Origin of the sequence: Chitinophaga barathri (genome assembly GCF_003807585.1) — a bacterium.
Classification (GTDB): Bacteria; Bacteroidota; Bacteroidia; order Chitinophagales; family Chitinophagaceae; genus Chitinophaga; species Chitinophaga barathri.
In genome coordinates this window covers 62862-82104 of sequence record NZ_RMBX01000018.1, presented here as the reverse complement: position 1 = coordinate 82104, position 19243 = coordinate 62862, and the positions used below count along the sequence as shown (strand labels likewise).

Annotated in this window: 13 protein-coding genes; 5 read left to right on the top strand and 8 right to left on the bottom strand. The window is 52.0% G+C overall.

Annotation, left to right across the window (positions count from 1 at the left end; genetic code table 11):
• Positions 1–581: 581 nt before the first annotated feature.
• On the bottom strand, positions 582–3185 hold the full coding sequence (locus EG028_RS26475) for a cation-translocating P-type ATPase (RefSeq protein WP_120519241.1): 2604 nt from the start codon (positions 3183–3185) through the stop codon (positions 582–584).
• 192 nt (positions 3186–3377) lie between these two features.
• Here EG028_RS26475 and EG028_RS26470 point away from each other — a divergent pair, with 192 nt between their 5' ends.
• The 4 genes from EG028_RS26470 to EG028_RS26455 are packed head-to-tail and all read left to right on the top strand — an operon-like array spanning position 3378 to position 5031.
• Positions 3378–4130, top strand: a complete 753-nt coding sequence (locus tag EG028_RS26470; protein ID WP_120519242.1) for a DNA-formamidopyrimidine glycosylase family protein — start codon at positions 3378–3380, stop codon at positions 4128–4130.
• An 11-nt stretch (positions 4131–4141) separates the two neighbouring features.
• Positions 4142–4351 (top strand): hypothetical protein, encoded by a 210-nt coding sequence (locus EG028_RS26465; RefSeq protein WP_120519243.1) that lies wholly within the window; start codon positions 4142–4144, stop codon positions 4349–4351.
• Between the two features lie 57 nt (positions 4352–4408).
• Complete coding sequence (locus tag EG028_RS26460; protein ID WP_120519244.1) at positions 4409–4729, top strand: GNAT family N-acetyltransferase; 321 nt, start codon at positions 4409–4411, stop codon at positions 4727–4729.
• On the top strand, positions 4726–5031 hold the full coding sequence (locus EG028_RS26455) for a GNAT family N-acetyltransferase (protein ID WP_120519245.1): 306 nt from the start codon (positions 4726–4728) through the stop codon (positions 5029–5031). Before EG028_RS26460 ends, EG028_RS26455 begins: the two co-directional genes overlap by 4 nt.
• Before the next feature lie 64 nt (positions 5032–5095).
• Here the strand turns inward: EG028_RS26455 and EG028_RS26450 are convergent, their stop codons facing one another.
• The 5 genes from EG028_RS26450 to EG028_RS26430 all read right to left on the bottom strand — a co-directional run bounded on the left by EG028_RS26450 (position 5096) and on the right by EG028_RS26430 (position 13209).
• Positions 5096–6718 carry a SusD/RagB family nutrient-binding outer membrane lipoprotein gene (locus EG028_RS26450; protein WP_120519246.1) on the bottom strand — a complete coding sequence of 541 codons (1623 nt, stop codon included), beginning with the start codon at positions 6716–6718 and terminating at the stop codon, positions 5096–5098.
• A 20-nt stretch (positions 6719–6738) separates the two neighbouring features.
• Complete coding sequence (locus EG028_RS26445) at positions 6739–10518, bottom strand: SusC/RagA family TonB-linked outer membrane protein (protein ID WP_162946639.1); 3780 nt, start codon at positions 10516–10518, stop codon at positions 6739–6741.
• Between the two features lie 201 nt (positions 10519–10719).
• The gene (locus EG028_RS26440; RefSeq protein ID WP_120519248.1) at positions 10720–11775 is read right to left on the bottom strand and encodes a FecR family protein; all 1056 of its coding nucleotides are present in this window, start codon (positions 11773–11775) and stop codon (positions 10720–10722) included.
• Positions 11776–11846: 71 nt separating this feature from the next.
• On the bottom strand, positions 11847–12440 hold the full coding sequence (locus EG028_RS26435) for an RNA polymerase sigma factor (protein WP_120519249.1): 594 nt from the start codon (positions 12438–12440) through the stop codon (positions 11847–11849).
• A gap of 103 nt (positions 12441–12543) precedes the next feature.
• Positions 12544–13209 (bottom strand): class I SAM-dependent methyltransferase, encoded by a 666-nt coding sequence (locus tag EG028_RS26430; RefSeq protein WP_120519250.1) that lies wholly within the window; start codon positions 13207–13209, stop codon positions 12544–12546.
• A gap of 138 nt (positions 13210–13347) precedes the next feature.
• Here EG028_RS26430 and EG028_RS26425 point away from each other — a divergent pair, with 138 nt between their 5' ends.
• On the top strand, positions 13348–15756 hold the full coding sequence (locus tag EG028_RS26425) for an ABC transporter permease (protein ID WP_120519251.1): 2409 nt from the start codon (positions 13348–13350) through the stop codon (positions 15754–15756).
• Between the two features lie 318 nt (positions 15757–16074).
• Here EG028_RS26425 and EG028_RS26420 read toward each other — a convergent pair whose 3' ends face one another.
• Positions 16075–17871, bottom strand: a complete 1797-nt coding sequence (locus tag EG028_RS26420; RefSeq protein WP_120519252.1) for a TlpA family protein disulfide reductase — start codon at positions 17869–17871, stop codon at positions 16075–16077.
• Positions 17855–19243: a RagB/SusD family nutrient uptake outer membrane protein gene (locus EG028_RS26415; protein ID WP_120519293.1), complete on the bottom strand. Its 1389-nt coding sequence runs from the start codon at positions 19241–19243 to the stop codon at positions 17855–17857. The genes EG028_RS26420 and EG028_RS26415 overlap by 17 nt, the downstream gene beginning before the upstream one ends.

Below are 19243 nucleotides of genomic sequence, written 5' to 3'. Positions count from 1 at the left end.
TTATAGCAGTAGCCAATAAACTGATTAAACAAGCCTTTGCAATAGCCACTACCCATACAGTATATGATAAAAATTATCTAAATAATAGTTGTTTTTAAACACAGTTCATTGCGAGGAGCAGTTGAGCCAAGTGGGTGAGGCGACGAAGCAATCTCCCGCATCGAATGGATGTACGCCAGGCTATGGAGATTGCTTCGTCGCGGCTCCCGCACAAATCCCCCACGGCTCCTCGCAATGACGACCTTTTCACAACGACACCCCAAACAAGGACAATTCTGCGATAGATTTTCCCGCATTACTAAAGCCCTCGCACTAAAGTGCGTAGTTTTCAACTAACGGCTTGGACCAATAAATGTGCTGAATTTAGCAGTATTGAAGTCTAAGCATATATACAAGTACCTTGTTATCAAATAAATAGAACGCACATGATAGTATTTTGCTTTTCACTTTACAACTACCCTGCTACTACCATGGAACTACCGGGAACCTGCTATGGTCGCTATATGAGAGATACAGGGGAGGCGGACTTGAGGTGGAGATGAGGCGGACTTGATCCGGGGTTGATCCGGGGTAATATCCTATCAGTCCCTGTTGAAGATCGCGGACCCAAGCCTGATCACCAGCATGCCCGCCACGCTGAAACCAGCTACCAGCAGCCAATCCAGTTGCGGTATCATCTCCAGGCGAAGCGCTTCTTTTACCGGCGGGATAAACAGGCACAACAAGGTAACCGCCGCGCTCAGCAACATGGCGCCGACCAGGTAAGGATTCCGCATCACCGGCCCGCCGATGTACTTTTCTTTTCCTTCTTTCATATTTAAGGCGTGCAGCAATTGGGAAAGAATGAGGGTATAAAACATCACGTTGTTCGCGGCATGTACATCAATATCCCCTTCCCTGAAATATTCCGCCGTGAAGGCGGCGCCCAGCGCGCTCGCGCCAATTACCGCCGCGTAGAACCAAATTACTCCCCATGCCTTTTTGCTGATGATGGGCTGCCGTGGGTCAAGCGGCTTTCGCTGCATCACGGTCTGGTCTCCTTCCGTGAAACCAAGCGCCATGGCGGGAAATACATCCGTAATTAAATTGATGAACAGTATCTGGATGGCAGCCAGCTGGAAAGGCAGGCCCGCAGTAGCTACCAGCCCTATCACCAGCAATTCGCTGAGATTACAGGAAAGCAGGAAAATGATAAACCGCCGGATATTCGTAAAGATCACCCTGCCCTGCCGCACCGCCATCACAATGGATTCAAAGGCATCATCCTTCAACACCATATCCGCTACTTCCTGGGATACCTGCGTGCCACGGATGCCCATGGCAATGCCGATATCCGCCTTTTTAAGCGCCGGCGCGTCATTCACCCCGTCGCCCGTCATGGCTACGATCTGGTGATCCTCCTGCAGCGCGTTCACCAGGTCCAGCTTCTGTTTGGGGCTTACCCTGGCGAACACGGTGCGCTGTGCCCAGGCATCGCTTTCATTGCTGAGGTCTTTGCCTGTCACCACATCTTTTTCATCTTTGCTGATACCCAGCTGGTAAGCGATATGCGCCGCGGTAGCGGGATGGTCGCCGGTGAGCATGATCACGCGGATGCCCGCCTGGTGGCATTCCGCGATCACTTCCTGTACACCGTGGCGGGGCGGGTCCATAAAACCGGTGATGCCGAGGAACACGAGGTTTTCCATGAACTGGTCCGCCTGGTAGGTCATTTCACGGTAGGCGTATCCAAGTGTTTTGAGGCCGGAGGCGGCGAGTTTTTCCGTTTCCCGCATCCATTTGTCCCGCTCTTCCTCCCCCAGTTCTTTCGGGGAGCCGTCGTGCAGGGCGTGGGTGCATATATCCAGCAGGTTTTCGATCGCGCCTTTGGCGGAAACGAGGTATTTTTCTTCGCCTTTTTCTTCTCCTTTATGCAGCGTGCCCATTACACGGGTATCTGAATTGAAGGGTGCTTCTTTCAGCTTGTGGAATTTTTCCCTTATCTGCGCAACATCCGCCCCGGTGTCCGCTGCGAAATTGAGGAGGCTGACTTCTATGGGGTCGCCTATACCTTTTTCCCCGTCAAGCGAGGCATTGTTGCAGAGCACGGCCACCAGCTGAAGGCAGCGGAAGGTTTCATCGTCGGGGCTTTTTTCTTTTTTATGCCATTCCGCCGCGGGCAGCAGGGCGTCCGTCACTTCCATCCTGTTTTCCGTGAGGGTGCCCGTTTTGTCCGTACAGATCACCGTGGTGGCGCCGAGGGTTTCCACTGCGGAGAGTTTTTTCACGATCACATTCTGCCTCGCCATCCTGATCATGCCCCTGGCCAAAGCCAGTGTAGCCACCACCGGCAAACCTTCCGGGATGGCGGCAACCGCCAGCGCGATGGAGGTCTTCAGCATTTCCAGCACGGGTTCTTTGTTCAGCAGGCCGGCTGCGAATATCAGCACCACAATACCCACGGTGATGCCTATCAGGCGTTTGCTGAAACTTTCCAGCTTCTTTTCCAGGGGTGTGGCGGATTTTTTAGCACCGGCCACCATATGCGCGATATGCCCCAGTTCGGTGTCCATACCGGTAGCGGTGCACAATACCTTTCCATTGCCGTTGCGGATGAAGGTGCCTTTGTAGACCATATTGGTCCTTTCCGCCAGCTGCGTATCCACGGCCAGCTCGCCGGGCAATTTGTCCACCGGCAGGGATTCCCCCGTGAGGGCGGATTCGTCCGATTGCAGGTCCATGGATTCGAGGATGCGGCCGTCCGCCTGCACCATATCCCCCGCGTCCAGCAGCATGATATCCCCGGGCACGATCTCGCCTGATGGTATCTCCTGTACCCGGCCGTCCCGCAGCACCCTGGCCGTCTGGGAGGTCATTTTCTGCAAGGCTTCCATGGACCTTTCAGCCTGGAACTCCATGATAAAACCGATCACGGCATTCAGCAGTATCACCACGGCAATGGCAACCGCATCCAGCCACTCCTTAAAAAACATGGAAAGGCCCATGGCCAGCAGTAAAAGATAGACCACCGGGCTTTTGAACTGGTGCAGCAATATCATCAGCGGGGAAATGCGCCGGCCGCTGCTGATCTCGTTCGGGCCATGCTCCTCCAGCCTTTTGCGGGCCTCGTCCGTGCTCAGTCCTTTGCCCGCATCAGCGGAAAATTCCTTCAGTATGTCCTGCTGTTTGGGTTGATGTGCTTCCATTCCGTGAGAGTTTTACTCATGATGATTACAATCCGGATACCGTTTTTGTTCCTCTCCCTCAAAACAACCGTATCGTGGCATGGTATGTGGGGCCAGACTGGTAGACGGAATATATGGCAACCCATGCAAAACGGGGCCGCCCTGCAAGAAAAACAGCAACAAAATATTCCATTGGTACCATAAACGATTGATATGCCTGAATTACCGGACCTCGAAGTATTCAGCAAACATCTTCAGCAAAAACTGAGGGGTAAAAAGCTGAAAGCTCTTTCCAAAACGGGTACATGGAAAAAAGATTTCCTCCGGCAGCCGCTCAGGAAAGTATACCGCGAAGGGAAGGAACTGCGGTTCCTTTTCGGGAACGGTCACATCCTGGGCCTGCATCTCATGCTGCACGGCAAGCTGGTATATGAAAAAGAAAACAGCAAACCGGCCCACACCGTTTTCACGATGCAGTTTGACGACGGCTCCGTACTCTCGGTGACTGACTGGCAAAAGAAGGCGCGCATCACGCCGGACCCGGAGCTTTCAGAAGTGCCCGATGCATTGTCCAAAGAATTTTCTTCCGCCTATCTCAAAAGACAACTCGAAGGCTCACGCGCCGCGGTAAAAAAGTTGCTGATAGACCAGCATAAGATCCGCGGGATCGGGAATGCCTATGCGGATGAAATCCTCTATGACGCACGAATCTCCCCGTTTTCCATCGCGGGAAAGATACCGGACGCTGCCTCTGCAAAACTGGTGCGGTCCGTCAAAAAAGTGCTGAAAGACGCCGTGAAAAAGATCAGCAAAGATCACCCGGACATCATTGCGGGTGAAGTGCGCGATTTTATGCGGGTACATCTTCACGGGAAAGAAAAAAGCCCGGGCGGGAAACCTATCGAACACATGGAGATGAACGGGCGCAATACTTATTTCACTGAAGAACAAATAGAATATAAATAAACAATACAGTTATGAAACAGCCCATCGAACAACCGGACCCGAAAGGCGCACCGGTAAACAAACCACACCCGAAACCATCCACCACCGGCAGTCCCATCAAAGAAAACAATCCCGAAGGCACGGACGAAGCCAGCGGCGGGATTATCAAAGAAGACCTGCCTGACGGCACCGATCAATCCACCGGCGTACCCGGCAGCGGCCAGCGGCCGGATTCGAACTGAAACAGTCATAAAATTCACCGGTATCGTTATATTTGAAAACAAAATACCGGGAAGCATATGAAAGAAGAATACAAGGCCCTGCCACTCGTGAAAAACGAAGCCATTCATCACTTTGAACTGACCGTGGAAGGGCATACCGCCTTCATCGACTACAAGGAAAGCGGTACAAAGATCTGGCTGATCCACACGGAATCGCCGGCGGAACTGGAAGGAAAAGGCGTGGCCACGGCACTGATAGAAAAAACACTTGTTTACCTGGAAGAACATCATTACACGCTGGTACCGCTTTGCCCGCTGGTACATGCCTATCTCAAACGCCATCCCGAATGGCAGCGCCTGCTGGACCCGTCTGTGAAACCTTTTAACCCACCTTTATGAGCGATGAAACTTATGAGGTGGTGAATAACCGGGAGAACCAGCAGTTTGAAGTGCATCTGAACGGTGAGCTGGCACAGCTTACCTACCGCTACTACAAAAAAGATATTGCATTGATGCATACCACCGTGCCCGACAGCCTGGCTGGTAAAGGCGTGGCCTCCGCACTGGCGAGGGCGGCATTTGCTTTTGCGGAAGCCGAGAAAAAGCTGGTGATGGTATACTGCCCGTTTGTGGCGGCATTTATCAAAAACCACCCGGAGTACCGCCGGCAGCTTGACCCTGCTTATTACGGGAAAAGCTGAAGGCACAAAAAAGCGTTCCCGCCACAAGGACGGGAACGCGCACACACAGGATTTACAGCTGCGATTACTGCATCCAATACACTTTCACGGACACCTGGTCAGTGGGGGATTTCCCACTGGTTGCCTTCTGCCAGTTTTCGTGGTTATTTACATTTTCATCGTCCGGGTATGGCATGCGGTTGATGGATAACGTCGGCAGAGCCGGATCGCGCGGGGTGAGCTGCGTTCTGCGCGCAATCGCCCAGGCTTCCCAGGGCTGGAACATCGTTGCCAGCCAGGCCTGTGTCGCTATCTTTCTTAATGCATCCGCATCGTTCGCTCCGTTGTACAACACCTTGGGATTGGCGAGCATAGCCGTCATCTGTACAGGTGTTGGCAGAGTAGGTTTGGCCGTCCAAATGGCGGACAGCTGCGTGTAAGCATACCAGAAATCCACAGAACTCCTGATACCTGCTTCATATTCCGTTCTGGCTTTTGTAACATCTTTCGCAACGCCCATACCACGCTGGTAGATCTCCGCCAGCAGGAAATGCACATCCGCTTCGGTGATCACCAGGATGGGGTAAAACAGCCTGTCGTAAGCAATAAAGTAATTAAAACTTGCAAATTTATTGGTCGGGTCCGTGCCAAAAGGCCTGCGGGCAGTGCCTTCTCCCCTGTACGGCGTACCGCCTTCCGTTTGTGAACCGTCCTGCGGCTGAGGCACCCAGAGGTTGGCATCGTTTGTCTGGAAAAATACAAAACACCTCGGATCGAAGATGCCGGAGCCGTTTGTGGCGTTTGTGGATGACATCTGGTTCCAGACGTTGCTGCTCATCCTGATGTTTGAGATGGACAGCTCGTGATAGGAATCCCATTTGCTCGCCAGGGCATCTTTGATGGTACCGGCCGGCGCCACTAGGTTTGGCCATAATCCGAAGTTGTCATTCTGCAGCGTGCCTGCCTGCTGATTGTTCGGCAGGGGCTTGTTGCCACTGATAATGTCCGTAATGATGGCCGAGGAAATGGCGGTTTCTTTATTAAACAATCTCACCGCATAACGGAGACGCAGGGCATTGCCGAATTTTTTCCAGGCGAGGATATTCCCGCCCAGGAAACTTTCGGATGAGCCGATATTCACCTGCGAAGGATCGTCGGACAGGCCGTCCGCCGCTTCTTTCAGGTCTTCCAGCACGCTTTTGTACACATCCGGCGCCGCGTCATATTCCGGGCGGAAAAACTGCGTGCCGCTGTTTGCATTCGAGGCCTTGCTGTAAGGAATGTCCCCGTAATAGTCCAGCATACGCAGCGTTTTGGACGCCAGCAGGATGGTGGCCATATATTTTACGTTGTTAAAAGACCCGGGATCGGTCTGCTCGGTGATCTTTTTCAGTAATGCGCGGTAGGTAACCAGGTCCGGATAATACTGGCTCCAATAACCACCCGCATAGTTCACGAATGGGGTTGCAATGTTCTGAAAGGCCTGCTGGTTGGCAGTCGGGTAGAGTACGCCCACGTTCAGCACATCGTCTCCATATTTCCCGAGAGAAGATACAAGCCCGTTATATAAGCCGGGGATGGAAGCGGATTCTTCGCCGGCCTGGTTGTAGGGCTCATTGAGTTCCTCAAAATCTTTCCTGCACGATACGGAACTGAGTAAAGCACCGCAAAGGAGGGAAGTGTATAATATGTTGGGTATGATTTTCATTGTCGGTCTTTTTTAAAGTTTTAGAGAGCGGCTCTTACAGTGAAGCCAAATGAGCGGATGCGCGGCATGGAAGAGTATTCTATACCCTGCATGTTGCCGATGCCATTCACGCCTTCAGGATTCAGGCCTTTTGGAATTGTGGTAAAGATGTAGAACAGGTCGCGGCCGATCAGCGACAAGCTCAGGTTCTGGAAGATCTTCGTTTTACGCACCAGGTTTTGCGGCAGCTGGTAAGTAAGCGCTACTTCGCGCAATTTCATCCAGGTATTCTCAAAAACAGATTCAGAGCGCGGCACGCCGATGTGATTCCAGGAAGTGTAGGTGCCGAGGTATTTCCAATGGTAGCTCACTACATCCGTGTTGGGCTTGCCATCCGCGAATACACCGTCGAACATAACGCCGGTATTGGCCGTAGTGCCGTCCGGATAGATGTAGGGAAGTCCTCCCCCGTCTCTTTCTTTCAGGGTTTCATTCAGCAGGCCATTACCCATAGCGGCCGCATAGGTGCCAAAGTAGGTATCGCCGCCAAACTTCCCGTCCACCATGGCATACAGGCTGAGCGATTTGTAGCGGAAAGTATTGGCAATGCCGCCGGTAAGGAACGGCTGCGAATTCCCGATCGCCACTTCGCTGCCTGAAAGTACCCATTGAGTGCCGGCTGCATAGCGGGTGCCATTCACATCATAATACAGTTCTTCGCCCGTTTCAGGATTTACAGCCCTTTTCACCACACGTTTCCCATTCAGGTAAGTGTAATCCTTTCCATAGATCGTTCCGTAATTCTCGCCCACTTTCACACGTTGCGAAACGCCGCTGCCGCCAAAGAAAGAACCGAGCAGCAGATCATCCGTGCCTTCGTCCAGCGCCAGTATCTTGTTCTGCGCATGCGCCCCGTTCAGCGCGATGCTCCAGCTGAAGTTCTTCGTGCTCACCGGGGTGGCGTTGATGATGAACTCTATCCCTTTGTTGCCCAGCTCGCCCCTGTTCAGCTGTATGCTGGTCCAGCCGGAAGACTGGGGTAGTGCGTTCGTGAGTATCTGGTTGAATGTTTTCATTGTGTAAGCCGTTACCTCCATGTTCAGGCGGTTGTTGAACATACCGAGGCTCAGGCCGATCTCGTATTGGCGGCTCCTTTGCGGTTCAATGCCGGGAAATTTCAGTTGTGCGGGATAGGTTTGTGCCGCCTGTCCGTTGAAATTCGCGGTGTTCAGCACATTAAAGATGGAATATGGGTCTGTATCGCTGCCGGTTTCGGCATAAGACAGGCTCAGTTTACCAAAGCTCAGCCAGGGCAGTGCGTTCTGCATACTGCTGATGCCATCGGTAAATACATAGCTCAGGTTAGCGGATGGATAAAAATAGGAGTTGTTCGTTTTCGCGAGGGTGGATGACCAGTCGTTGCGGCCGGTCACCTGCAGGAACAGGTAATTTTTATAGGACAGATCCAGGAAGCCGAATGCGGAATTGATCTTTTTGGTAAAACGTATCTCGCGTGCCGGATCGGGCGCCTCGGCACCATTGTCCAGCGCGAAGATGAAGGGTTTGATAAAATTCCCTTTCGTGCTGTTGCTCACGGTATAATCATTACGGTAATAGGATTCCACACCGCCGGTAAGGCTTGCGTTGAAAGACTTGTCCCAGAGATTATCTTTAAAAACCCGCACCATTGCATTCATATTACGGCTGAGGTTGCGGGACAGGGCTTCCCGGTAGGCGCCCGTTGTGCCCTGGATGTTCTTGGGGTATTCTTTGATCTCCGTACCGTCTGAAGAATTATCCAGGCTGGCCTGTGCAGTAGCGGTAAGCCAGTCCGTGATATCAGCGGTCAGTTTCAGGCCGCCAATGAGCTGATTGCGGTTGAAAGTGGTGTTATTCTGATAGATGTTCCAGTAAGAATTGGCCATGTAAGAATAATACGGGTACGGGGGCGCGTTTGCGGGGAAGTTGCCGCGGGCAGTCACGTCACGCTGCGACCCGTCCGCCCTGGTGTTGTTCATGCGCTCCACGTCGGACCGGTAGTCTCTCGTAGCCGCGTAGGAAAAACCGGCCATAAACGCGCCGGCTCCTACGGGCGGGGTATTCAGTCTGGTATAATTGACATAACTGGCTGTTATGTCGGCGGACAACATTTTACTGATCTTTATACTCGAACCTAAATTGAAGGTATTGTTCTTGTAATTACTGTTCTGGATGTTCGCCTTGCTGTCGTCTCTAGTGTAAGAAAAACGGATGGTCCCGAAATCGCCGCCGCCGGATACGGAAATGTTATGCTGGTTCACATTACCATCAGGGAAATAATCTTTCCAGTTATTGGGCTGCGCGGAATAAGGGCGCTGTACGCCATCGTACCAGAGTACCGGCTGGTTATCGAAACGTGGGCCCCAGGACAGGCCGCTCGGGAAGGAAAAGATATTCCAGGCCTGCGTGGGATTAGCATAAGGCAAAAAACCCCATGCGCCGGTTTTATAATCACCGGCGGCAAATGAACCGGAGTAAGTGCCGATCTGCATACGCTGGCCATCCACATTCACAGGAAACTGTTTCTGCTGGTCCGCCGTCCACATGGAACCTACAAGGCCGGAGCCGTAGGAGTTCTGGAAATCAAGAAATTCATATACCTGTGTTTTACGCGTGGAAAAAGAATAATCCACTCCCAGGCCTTTACGTTTTTCTCCTTTTTTACGGGTCACAAGTATCACGCCGTTTGCACCGCGCGCGCCGTACAAAGCCGCGGCTGCGGGGCCTTTCAGCACGGTCACATCTTCGATGTCTTCGGGGTTGATAAAGTTGAGGCCGGTACCCCAGTCGTTGTAACCGCTCACATCTGCGCCCTGCTGCGTGCCTACTGCACCGCCACCGCCGTTGTTCGCGTTGTTATTCACGGGGTCATTGTTGATCGCCACGCCATCTACGATGATGAGCGCCCTGTTGTCTCCCGTCAGCGATGTATTACCGCGGATCACGAGGCGGGAAGAACCGCCTTCCACACCGCCGGAAGCCTGGCTGATATTCAGGCCGGCCACCTTTCCCATCAGGCCCTGCGCGATGGTGGGCGCCTGCGCGATATTGATATCATCGCCGGTTACTTTTTGTACGGCATAGCCGAGGGAACGGGGAGAACGTTTAACGCCCATGGCCGTTACCACCACTTCACCCAGTGCTTTTTCATCCGTTTCCATCGTTACGGCGTAATCGGTTTCCGCGGTGATGTGCAGGGAAATAGTTTTAAACCCGATGGCGGAAAGTTCCAGCACATCATTGTCATTGGCTTCCAGTTCAAAACGCCCGTTAGCGTCTGTACTGGAACCTTTGCGGGTTCCTTTTATCACAACGGTCACGCCGGGAACAGGATCGCCTGAGGCGTCCCTTACTATGCCCGTTACTTTTTTGAACCGGGTGGTTTCAATTGCGGCGGCCAAATCGCGTTCTCCTTTCAGCAGGGTGAACAGGCGGCTGCGTTTGAGCACCACCTGGCTGCCGATAGCCTCAAACTGGATGTCGTATGGCTGAAACAGCTGGGTGAATACATTCGCCAGCGTTTCATCTTTGGCCTGAAGGCTCACCTTTTCCTTTTCGGGAAGGGTGTTGCGGGTGTAGGAAAATTTCACGCCGGCCTTGCGGCTGATCTTCTCCAAGACGGTCCTGAAGGTTTCATTTTCCACGGTGAGGGATATTTTCTTGTCTAAGATGCCTTGTCCGTTTGCAGGAGCGGCTGATGCCACCACGGAAATAGCAAGTGTAAGAAAATAATGTACCAGGGCGGCCTTCATAAAAAACGAAGTGGAATAAATTTTCTTCATTGCTGTACGATTTAGTTGATAAAACATAGCTTGATACGGGCATAGGAATGCCCTGCCGGTCTTTGCGGCCTTTTCCTCAATTTTGGTAGTATGTAATTTGACTGATTGTTACTAACCCGATGCCGCAACTGAATGCAGCTTTTTGTCTCAATTTTGGTAGTGCGTGATTAACTCAAACTCATTTTAGCTGATGCCGTTGACTTATTTGCATCCTTTGCCTTCTATCGTTATGCCATAGCTGCTCATGCTATACGATGCATCGACCGTTCTGGTGATTACTTTTAAAATTTCTTCCAGGCTCTCATCACCGAGTGATATTGTTATATAACAGTTTTTAAACGTTTCGGAATTATACTTCACGGGAATTGCGTACATCTTTTCGAGGGTTTTCAGTACGTCGGACAGGGGCGCTTCTTCAAATTCGTAGCTTGTGATCTTTTGCAGTCTGGCAGCTGCCGGGTATTGGCCGCTCCATTCGTTCGTGGTAAGCGCCAGGTGATCTTCCGTGAGGGATACCACCTGTTTGGGCAATACGATCCGGGCGGCGGATTGCTCCAGGTCCTGCCCTTTCAGGTATACAGATACTTTTCCCGTGCTCACGGCCACCGATTCCACACCACCGGAGGCGTGCACCCTGAAACTGGTGCCCAGTACCTTTACCACCACGTGTTGCGTATAGATATAAAATGGTTTCTGCGGGTTGGGGGCCACGTCAAAAAATGCATCCCCGGAAAGGGTGATCTCTCTTTTGTTGCCGTTCATTAACAGATTATAGGATATACGCGCGCCTTTGGACAGGATCACTTTGGAACCGTCCGGGAGGAACAGCAGCTCATCTTCTTTATTTCCATTATACCGTACCACATCCGCCGCTTCCACCTGCTTTTTGCTGTTTTCTTCACCGGAGCGGAGCTCGGGGAAAGAAAACAACGAGGCTATCGCTACTGCACCGGCTACCAGGGCGGCCGCCATCCAGTACCATTTTTTGCGGGACCTGCGTTCCGGCGCGATGCCGGTTTGTATGTTCAGCAACATATCCTCCAGCCTGTCATCCGGCACATCGTCGGCTGCTTCCTGCTCGGCCAGCCGCATTTCCAGGATAAAACGCTTCGCTTCTTCCGCCAGGGCGGCATTGTTGCTGTCCGCCGCGATCCATTGCAGCCAGTATTCGGCATACGGGCTCTGGGGGTTCACCACCCAGTCAATGAACCGGTTGTCCAGCAGTAAAGTGTGTATGGTCGCTTCGTGTTGATGCATAGCGTCTATAAGGTAATGGAGAATTCCATCCTTTTATACTCACTTCGGGGCAATATTTTTTAAAATAATTTTTAAAACCGGTCCGGGCGGGCGGCGTAGGCTTTGCGGAGGGCTTTCAGGGCGCGCTGCATGAGGTTCAGCACAGACTGGTAGTTCATGCCCATCAGCTCCGCGATCTGTTCGTAGGGGAAATTGTGGTAAAAACGGAGGTGGATCACTTCCTGCTGGCGGAGGGGTAGCTGTTCCAGCAGGTGTTTGAGGGTATTGCGGGTCTGGGCTTCCACTTCCCGGGCCATTATTTCCAGCTCCACGTATTCCACCTGCAGGCTGTCCGAAGCGAGGCGCAGTTCGGATTCGCTCACGAAAGACTGGCGGGAATGGGCTTTGGCCAATTTATTGCGCAGGGCGCGGAAGAGGTAATATTGAGGGTGAGTGGTGTCTGAGAGATTCTGCCTGTTTTTCCAGAGCTCGATGAACAGGTCCTGTATGCTGTCCTGTATAAGATCAAGATTGTGGGTGATCTTGCGGCCATACCGGATCATGGATTTCACATGGGTGCGATATATCTCCTCCAGGGCATGCAGATCCCCGTTCTTAAACCTTTCCCAGATAATATTGTGTTCCCCCGGAGGCAAGCAATTTGAAGTATTAGGCCGTTGCGGCATTTCATTGTTCAATACCAAGTTAGAGATTCCCCGAAGTATTTCCTAATTTATATTTCTGCATTCCGACCCCGGCATCTTTTCCCGTATCCATAATTTATCCCGTTCATCGGGAAGTGGAACCTTGTATCTTTTCTTCCGGGTCACCCTTTTTTTCCAGCACGCAACCTTGCAGGAATGTCATTTTCACAACCGCCTCCGTTTCTTCAAAACCCGCATCCAGCCAGAGCTGCCGGCAACGGGGATTGGCATACAGCACTTTCATCGGGCGGCTGTTCCTCCGCAGGCTTTCCATCACCTTCCCGATAAAGGCTTTCATCACGATCTCATCAAATGGGTTGAACAGGAAAATGACGCCGATGTGATCAGGGATATCGTAATGCCGCGCATCTATGCAATGGATTGTACAACGGTCCGGTGGAATAGCTTTTATCAGCCTGGGGGATATTTCAATCCCCGTCACCGAGGCAAACCCATATGCCGAAGCAATGGCCAATACCCTTCCTTTGCCGCAACCCACATCCAGGAACCCTGTTTTCTTTTCTTCCTCCGTCACACGATCCATCAGCCATTCCGCCGTAAAATAATTCACGGGTTCGTACATGGTCGCATGCACGCGCTCCTCCGCGGGCATGATCCCTTTCAGGTTATCGGTCCCGGTGGTATTGATACGATATTTCCGCTCACCGGCTATCTCCCGCTTCACGATAAAAAAGGCAAGGGCCATATCCCAATACCAGGCAACATACAGGAAATGGATGATGTACTTCACTGACCGAATGTACGAAGTGTCCGTTAGCGGACAATCAGCGACCGGGAACGGACAGGTTTAAAGTTAAATCTTATTGATTTTCAACAACATATATCCCGGCACCAATTTCGTGGATTTGGAGCAATTCAATTCCGTACTATGTTTTCAAACTACGTTAAAATAGCCTGGCGCAATTTCCGTAAGAACCGGTTCTACGCTGTCGTGAATGTATTAGGCCTTTCCGCCGGCATAGGTTTCAGCTTGCTGGTGGCGGCTTTTGCCTGGAAGGAATTGAATGTGAACAAACAGCTTAAAAATGCGGACCGCCAGTATATCATCCAGAGCCGCTGGAAGGAAAGCAGCCAGGGTAGCGAAATGATCACCGTCGGCATGCTGGCGCGGGCCATGAAAGAAGAATACCCGCACCTGGTGAGCAACTTCTACCGCTGGGACGGCGTGACTACCAACGTTTCCAAAGGCGACAAGGCTTTCAGGGAAGGGCTTCAGCTGGGAGACAGCACCCTGCTGACCATGTATGGTTTCGAGCTGTTACAGGGTGACCCGAAAACCGCGATGGAAGGTCCTTACTCCTTAGTGCTTACTGAAAACAAAGCGAGGAAATTCTTTGGTAAAACAGACGTGCTGGGCCAAACCCTCACCATCGAAAACTTTTCCGGCGCCCGGCAGCCCTTTACCATTACCGGCGTGATGAAGAATCCGCCGGACAACTCCATAACGCGCTTTGATGCAAAATATCCCGACGAGTTCTATATATCCGCCGGCAACATGTCTTACTTCGACCGCAGCCTGGACGATTGGTCCAACAAATACATCATCGCAAACGTGGAGCTGCAACCCGGCGTAACGCCCGCCATGCTGGCGGAGCCCATGAAAAAACTATTGCAGCAGAACGCCCCGGCGAACATTTCCGCCAATCTGACGCCTGTGCTGGTTCCGCTGAACATCTACCACCTGGATGCGAATAACGGTATCGTGCGGAAAATGCTGGTCGCCCTCTCGGCCGTGGCCATTTTTATTCTTTTTATGGCTATTATCAATTTCGTGAACCTTTCCATCAGCAAATCCTCTTCCCGCATGAAGGAAATAGGCGTAAGGAAAGTGCTGGGCAGCCTGAAAAAACAGCTGATGCTCCAGTTCCTCACGGAATCCACCATTACCGTAACAGTGGCTACTATCTTCGCTTTCCTGCTATACCTGGCGGGGCGCGATTATTTTTCCGCCGTGCTGGGCACCAGCATCCCCGGCCTGTTCGATTTCCCGGTTCATTTTATTATTTACCCTATACTTTTTATTTTATTCACCGGGCTGCTGGCGGGTATTTATCCGGCGTTCATGTTGTCTTCCCTTCAATCTGTGGATTCGCTGAAGGGCAAGCCCGGTACGGTAAAAGAAAACATCTGGATGCGGAAGGCGCTGATTACTTTCCAGTTTTTTACCGCCGCAGTGGTGCTGATCGGCGCGATCATCATCAGCCAGCAGATCGGCTTTTTGTTTAAAAAAGATCTTGGGTACGACCGTGAATTCGTGATCGCCGCGCAACTTCCCCGCAACTGGACGCCCGAAGGCCTTCAGAAAATGTATGGTAACCGCGACCAGTTCGCCACCCTGCCCGACGTGCAAAACGCAAGCCTCTCCTACGAGATCCCGGACGCAAACTATTCCGGCACACGGCCCGTATTTAAAACCGGCGCGGATTCCGCTTCGGCCATCTCCTCCATGAACATTTACACCGATATCAAATATGGTTCCTTATACAACCTGCATGTGATCGCGGGAGACTATTTCACGAAAGACACCAAACTGTCCGATCCATTCAAAGTGGTGATCAATGAAACATTTGCCAGGTCCATGGGCTGGACGCCGCAGGATGCCCTGAACCAAACGTTCCGCGGTGCGGATGGCGATCAGAACGTCTATCGTGTAGCCGGTGTGATCAAGGATTTCCATTTCAAGACCATGCGTGAAAAGATCGAGCCGCTGATGATCCATTCCACCGACCGCGTGAATATGTACCGTTACATGTCATTTAAACTGAAACCAGGCTCTCCTTCCGCCAGAATTGAAGCCGTACGCGCAAAATGGGCGCAGCTGATGCCCGGCGCACCATTTGAATATACATTTATTGATGACAGGCTGAAGACGCTCTATTCCGTGGAAATGCAGCTGAAAAACGGCACTTATCTTGCCACGGGCCTTTCACTGGTCATTGTGCTGCTGGGCATTCTCGGGCTGGTATCTTTAAGCGTGCACAAACGCACAAAAGAAATAGGGATACGGAAAGTGCTGGGCGCTTCAGCAGGCGGGATTGCCGCGCTGTTTGTAAAAGATTTCCTGGGCATGATCATTATCGGCAGCGTAGCTGCGATCCCGGTTGCGTTCCTGATCATGCAAAAATGGCTGGGAAACTACAACTACCGGATAGATATCACGGCGCATCCGTTTGTGCTGACGATACTGATCCTCGGCATCGTGTCCATGCTGCTGATCGTACTGCAAACCTTCAGGGCCGCTATTGCCGATCCGGTAAAGAGTTTAAAAACCGAATAAAAAAATGCCGGCGCAAAGCCAGTCATTGCGAGGAGCAGCAGGGCTAAAGTGGGTGGGGCGACGAAGCAATCTCCTGCATCGAATGGATGTACGCCGATATCTGGAGATTGCTTCGTCGCGGCTCCTGCACAGATCCCCCGCGGCTCCTCGCAATGACGACCTTTTCACAACGACGCCACAGACAAGGCCAGTTCTGTGGCAGATTTTCTCGCATTACTAAAGCCCTTGCACTAAAGTGCATAGTTTTAACTAACGGCTGGGACCAATAAAAAAAGCCCCAACCTTCCCGGTTGGGGCTTTTCTGCAAAATGGTATCCGTTAATTCTTTAAAACCTGCTCCAGTTGCAACCGGAGTTTGGTTTCCACTTCCGGTCCTTCAAACCCGATGTTGCCGAACTGGATATTCCCTTTTCTATCGATAATATAGGTAGCGGGGATGATGGTAAATTTGAACTTCTCCCCTACTTCCGGATCGGTGTTGTAATACACGGGGAAGGCATATTTTTTATTTCCGCTCCAGCCCTGCGCGTCCTTCAGTGTATTACGGGCACCACTGTTCACGATCATGAATACTACGTCCGGGTTGTTTTTGTACTGGTCGTACAACCGCTGGATATACAGCATTTCCTGCATGCAGGGAATACACCAGGTAGCCCAGAAATCGATCAGGATTACTTTGTTTTTCAGGTCTTCCGTTTTAAGCGGATTGCCTTTCATATCCACAAAAGCAGCCAGGGACGGAGCCGGGCGGTTAACTCTTTGCGCGGCGATCCTGGCAGCCAGGTCTTTTTCACGCAATGCGTTTAATGAGGCTAGTTCGTCCTTCATATCGGCCATCTGGTAAAAAGCAGCAACATTGTCCAGGGTTTCCCTGTCTTTGTAAGTTTGCAGTGCTTCTTTCATTCTGACAGCAGCGTCCGCATTTTTTCCGGCTTTCATATCCAGCAGCCCGAGGATGGACAGCATATTGGCCCTGGCTTTGGCGGTTACGGCACGGCGCGTGCTGTCATCTACAGCGGGGTAGATATGGCCGGTTTCCGGGAAATGACGGATGATGCCCGCCGGAAACCTGTCCGCCATCGACAATGCCTTTTCGGCATAACTACGGGCGAGATCGGGCGCTACGTTGTAATCCAGCAGGGTCTGCGCCATGCTTTTGTAAGTATTGGGCAGGTATGGGTTCGTAGTGTCCAGCGAGATCTTCCCGGCATGGTACCACACTTTCGCTTCGTTTTTCCGCGCGGCGTACAGGTCAAACAGGTGTTCGTGCACCGGCGAGAACTCGCTGTTATTAGCCGGTGTTTCGGCTTTCAGCATGGCCTCGTAAAGCGCAATGCGGCGCGAGGTGTCCGGTTCTTTCGAAATAGCATCCGAGCGCAGGCTGCGGCCGGTCTCGCTGTTTGGGTAACGCTCCCGTACCACTTTGTAAATGGAATCCACACGGCTTCTTTCGCCGAGGATCAGGTAGGCCATCGTCACTTTGTTCAGGTTGCCCATTACGGTCGGCGCTGTATTAAAACGTTCCGCGATCACTTTATGGGCCTGGGCATAGTATTTTTCTTTGTCCTTCCCTTCGCTGATGCTCATTTTGTATTGCAGCAGGCGTACCTGTGCTTCGTAATTGGACGGGTAAAGGGCCAGTTCCTTTTCATATTGCGCGGCCTGCGAAGCAGCCAGATCAGGGCTTTTGCCAAGCTGTGCGCTCAGGCTGTACCCTTTGTACAGGTTACCGTTCTCCACGGGTTTGCCGTTTTCATACACAGCCACTTCATAATGTTTGCCCGCCGCCGGTTTGTCCGCCGCATCGCCGCTGATGAGCGTGAAAGTGGCAAAGGCCGCGAATTTCGCCAGTTTAAATGAAGTAACCCATTTGCCTTCTTTTTTATCCATTTTTATTTTCCAGGGCAGGTCATAAAAATTGGAATAAGTGAAATTCAAAGTCACCGCAGCTGCATCCGCGGGAATGGGAGAGCCCGGCACGGAAGGATCGAACGTAACGGTTACCGTCTGGCCCCGCTCAGGCATGGCCGGGCTGATGGTAACCCGCTGCTGCGCGCCCGCCGTAAATACGGAGAGCAGCAGCAGAAGCGTGAATATTTTATTTATAGCCTTCATTCTGTGTCAGGTTTATATTGGTTTTAATGGCATCAGTGGGAATGGGATACAGTGTGTCCGTAGCCTGCCAGTTCGCACCTTTGATAGGGCTGAGTACGGCAGAGGAGCGCTGGGTACGTTTCAGGTCAAACCAGCGGTGCCCCCATTCGGTGAACAGTTCCACCTGGCGTTCTTTTTCCACTGCCAGCAGCAGGGCGGATTTATCGAGACTGGTGGACAGCACCGGCAGCTTAGCTCTCAGGCGGATGGAATCCAGGTCTGAGCGGCCTTCGTTGAGTTTATCCTGGCGGATGCGCGCTTCCGCGCGGATCAGGAATTGTTCGGCCAGGCGCATCACCATGGAATACTCGGTGGGCGCGGCGGCTGTGCTCGTGCGCACTTTATATTTCATCGGCCAGTAAATATGGGCACCGGTAGCTAAAAACCTGTTGCCTGTCCAGTTTGTACGCCTTGCGTCGTTTGGTTCAAATTTCCCGACCAGGTTTGTCGTGTCCAGCCGGAAGGTAACCGTAGAAACGTCGGAGAAGGGCACAACGGTGAATCCTTCCCAGGTGTTGCGGCCACCGGCTACGTTCACGGCCTGCAGCTGCCAGATGGCTTCGCGGCTATTGGCAAGGAATACGCTGTTCAGATCCTGGAGCAGGGTGTAGCGGCTGTTGTTCAGCACTTCAGTGGCTTCGGTTTCGGCTTTTGCCCAGTCTTTGGTGTAAAGGAAAGTCCTTGCCAGCAAAGCGGTGGCAGCGGCTTTGTTGGGACGCACGCGGTTGCTGGACGGGTAATTGTCCGCCATCCTGGCTTTTGCTTCCCGGAGGTCGCTGATGATCTGCGTGTAAACGTTAAGCGCCGGTTCACGGCCTTTGCTGTCGTTGGTCACATAATCGGTAGTGGTTATCAACGGTACATCGCCATAGATATTGACCAGGTAAAAATAAAAGAATGCCCGCATGAAGTAGGATTCCCCCAGCAACTGGTCCTTCACGGACGGCGTAAGGTTCTGCGCCGTGGTAAGCCCCTCGATGCAGGCATTGGTATGGTAAATGTAGGAGTATACGGATGACCAGTATGCGGTCACATAATTACTGTTGGGCAGCAGCCTCACCTGGCGGAATACGTCGTAATTTTCGAAAGTGGTGAAATAATACAGATCGTCTGCATGTATCGCAGAGAGGTAGTTGATCAGTGAATTCGCGAACTGGTAGTTAAAACCGTTCATATCCACGTACAGGCCTACCACTGCGGCGGAAGCCGTTTTATCGTCCGTGAACACCAGTTGCGAAGCGAGTTCGGTCTTTGGCGTCGGCGTATCCACAAATTTACTGCAGGATGTGAAAAGAACGGCGGCGCTTATTATCAGGAATTGAATGCTTTTCAT

Excerpts from the sequence above, each read along its gene's own strand:
- EG028_RS26475 (WP_120519241.1), bottom strand. The coding sequence starts at position 3,185 with ATGGAAGCACATCAACCCAAACAGCAGGACATACTGAAGGAATTTTCC.
- EG028_RS26470 (WP_120519242.1), top strand. The coding sequence starts at position 3,378 with ATGCCTGAATTACCGGACCTCGAAGTATTCAGCAAACATCTTCAGCAA.
- EG028_RS26465 (WP_120519243.1), top strand. The coding sequence starts at position 4,142 with ATGAAACAGCCCATCGAACAACCGGACCCGAAAGGCGCACCGGTAAAC.
- EG028_RS26460 (WP_120519244.1), top strand. The coding sequence starts at position 4,409 with ATGAAAGAAGAATACAAGGCCCTGCCACTCGTGAAAAACGAAGCCATT.
- EG028_RS26455 (WP_120519245.1), top strand. The coding sequence starts at position 4,726 with ATGAGCGATGAAACTTATGAGGTGGTGAATAACCGGGAGAACCAGCAG.
- EG028_RS26450 (WP_120519246.1), bottom strand. The coding sequence starts at position 6,718 with ATGAAAATCATACCCAACATATTATACACTTCCCTCCTTTGCGGTGCT.
- EG028_RS26445 (WP_162946639.1), bottom strand. The coding sequence starts at position 10,518 with ATGAAGAAAATTTATTCCACTTCGTTTTTTATGAAGGCCGCCCTGGTA.
- EG028_RS26440 (WP_120519248.1), bottom strand. The coding sequence starts at position 11,775 with ATGCATCAACACGAAGCGACCATACACACTTTACTGCTGGACAACCGG.
- EG028_RS26435 (WP_120519249.1), bottom strand. The coding sequence starts at position 12,440 with ATGCCGCAACGGCCTAATACTTCAAATTGCTTGCCTCCGGGGGAACAC.
- EG028_RS26425 (WP_120519251.1), top strand. The coding sequence starts at position 13,348 with ATGTTTTCAAACTACGTTAAAATAGCCTGGCGCAATTTCCGTAAGAAC.
- EG028_RS26420 (WP_120519252.1), bottom strand. The coding sequence starts at position 17,871 with ATGAAGGCTATAAATAAAATATTCACGCTTCTGCTGCTGCTCTCCGTA.
- EG028_RS26415 (WP_120519293.1), bottom strand. The coding sequence starts at position 19,243 with ATGAAAAGCATTCAATTCCTGATAATAAGCGCCGCCGTTCTTTTCACA.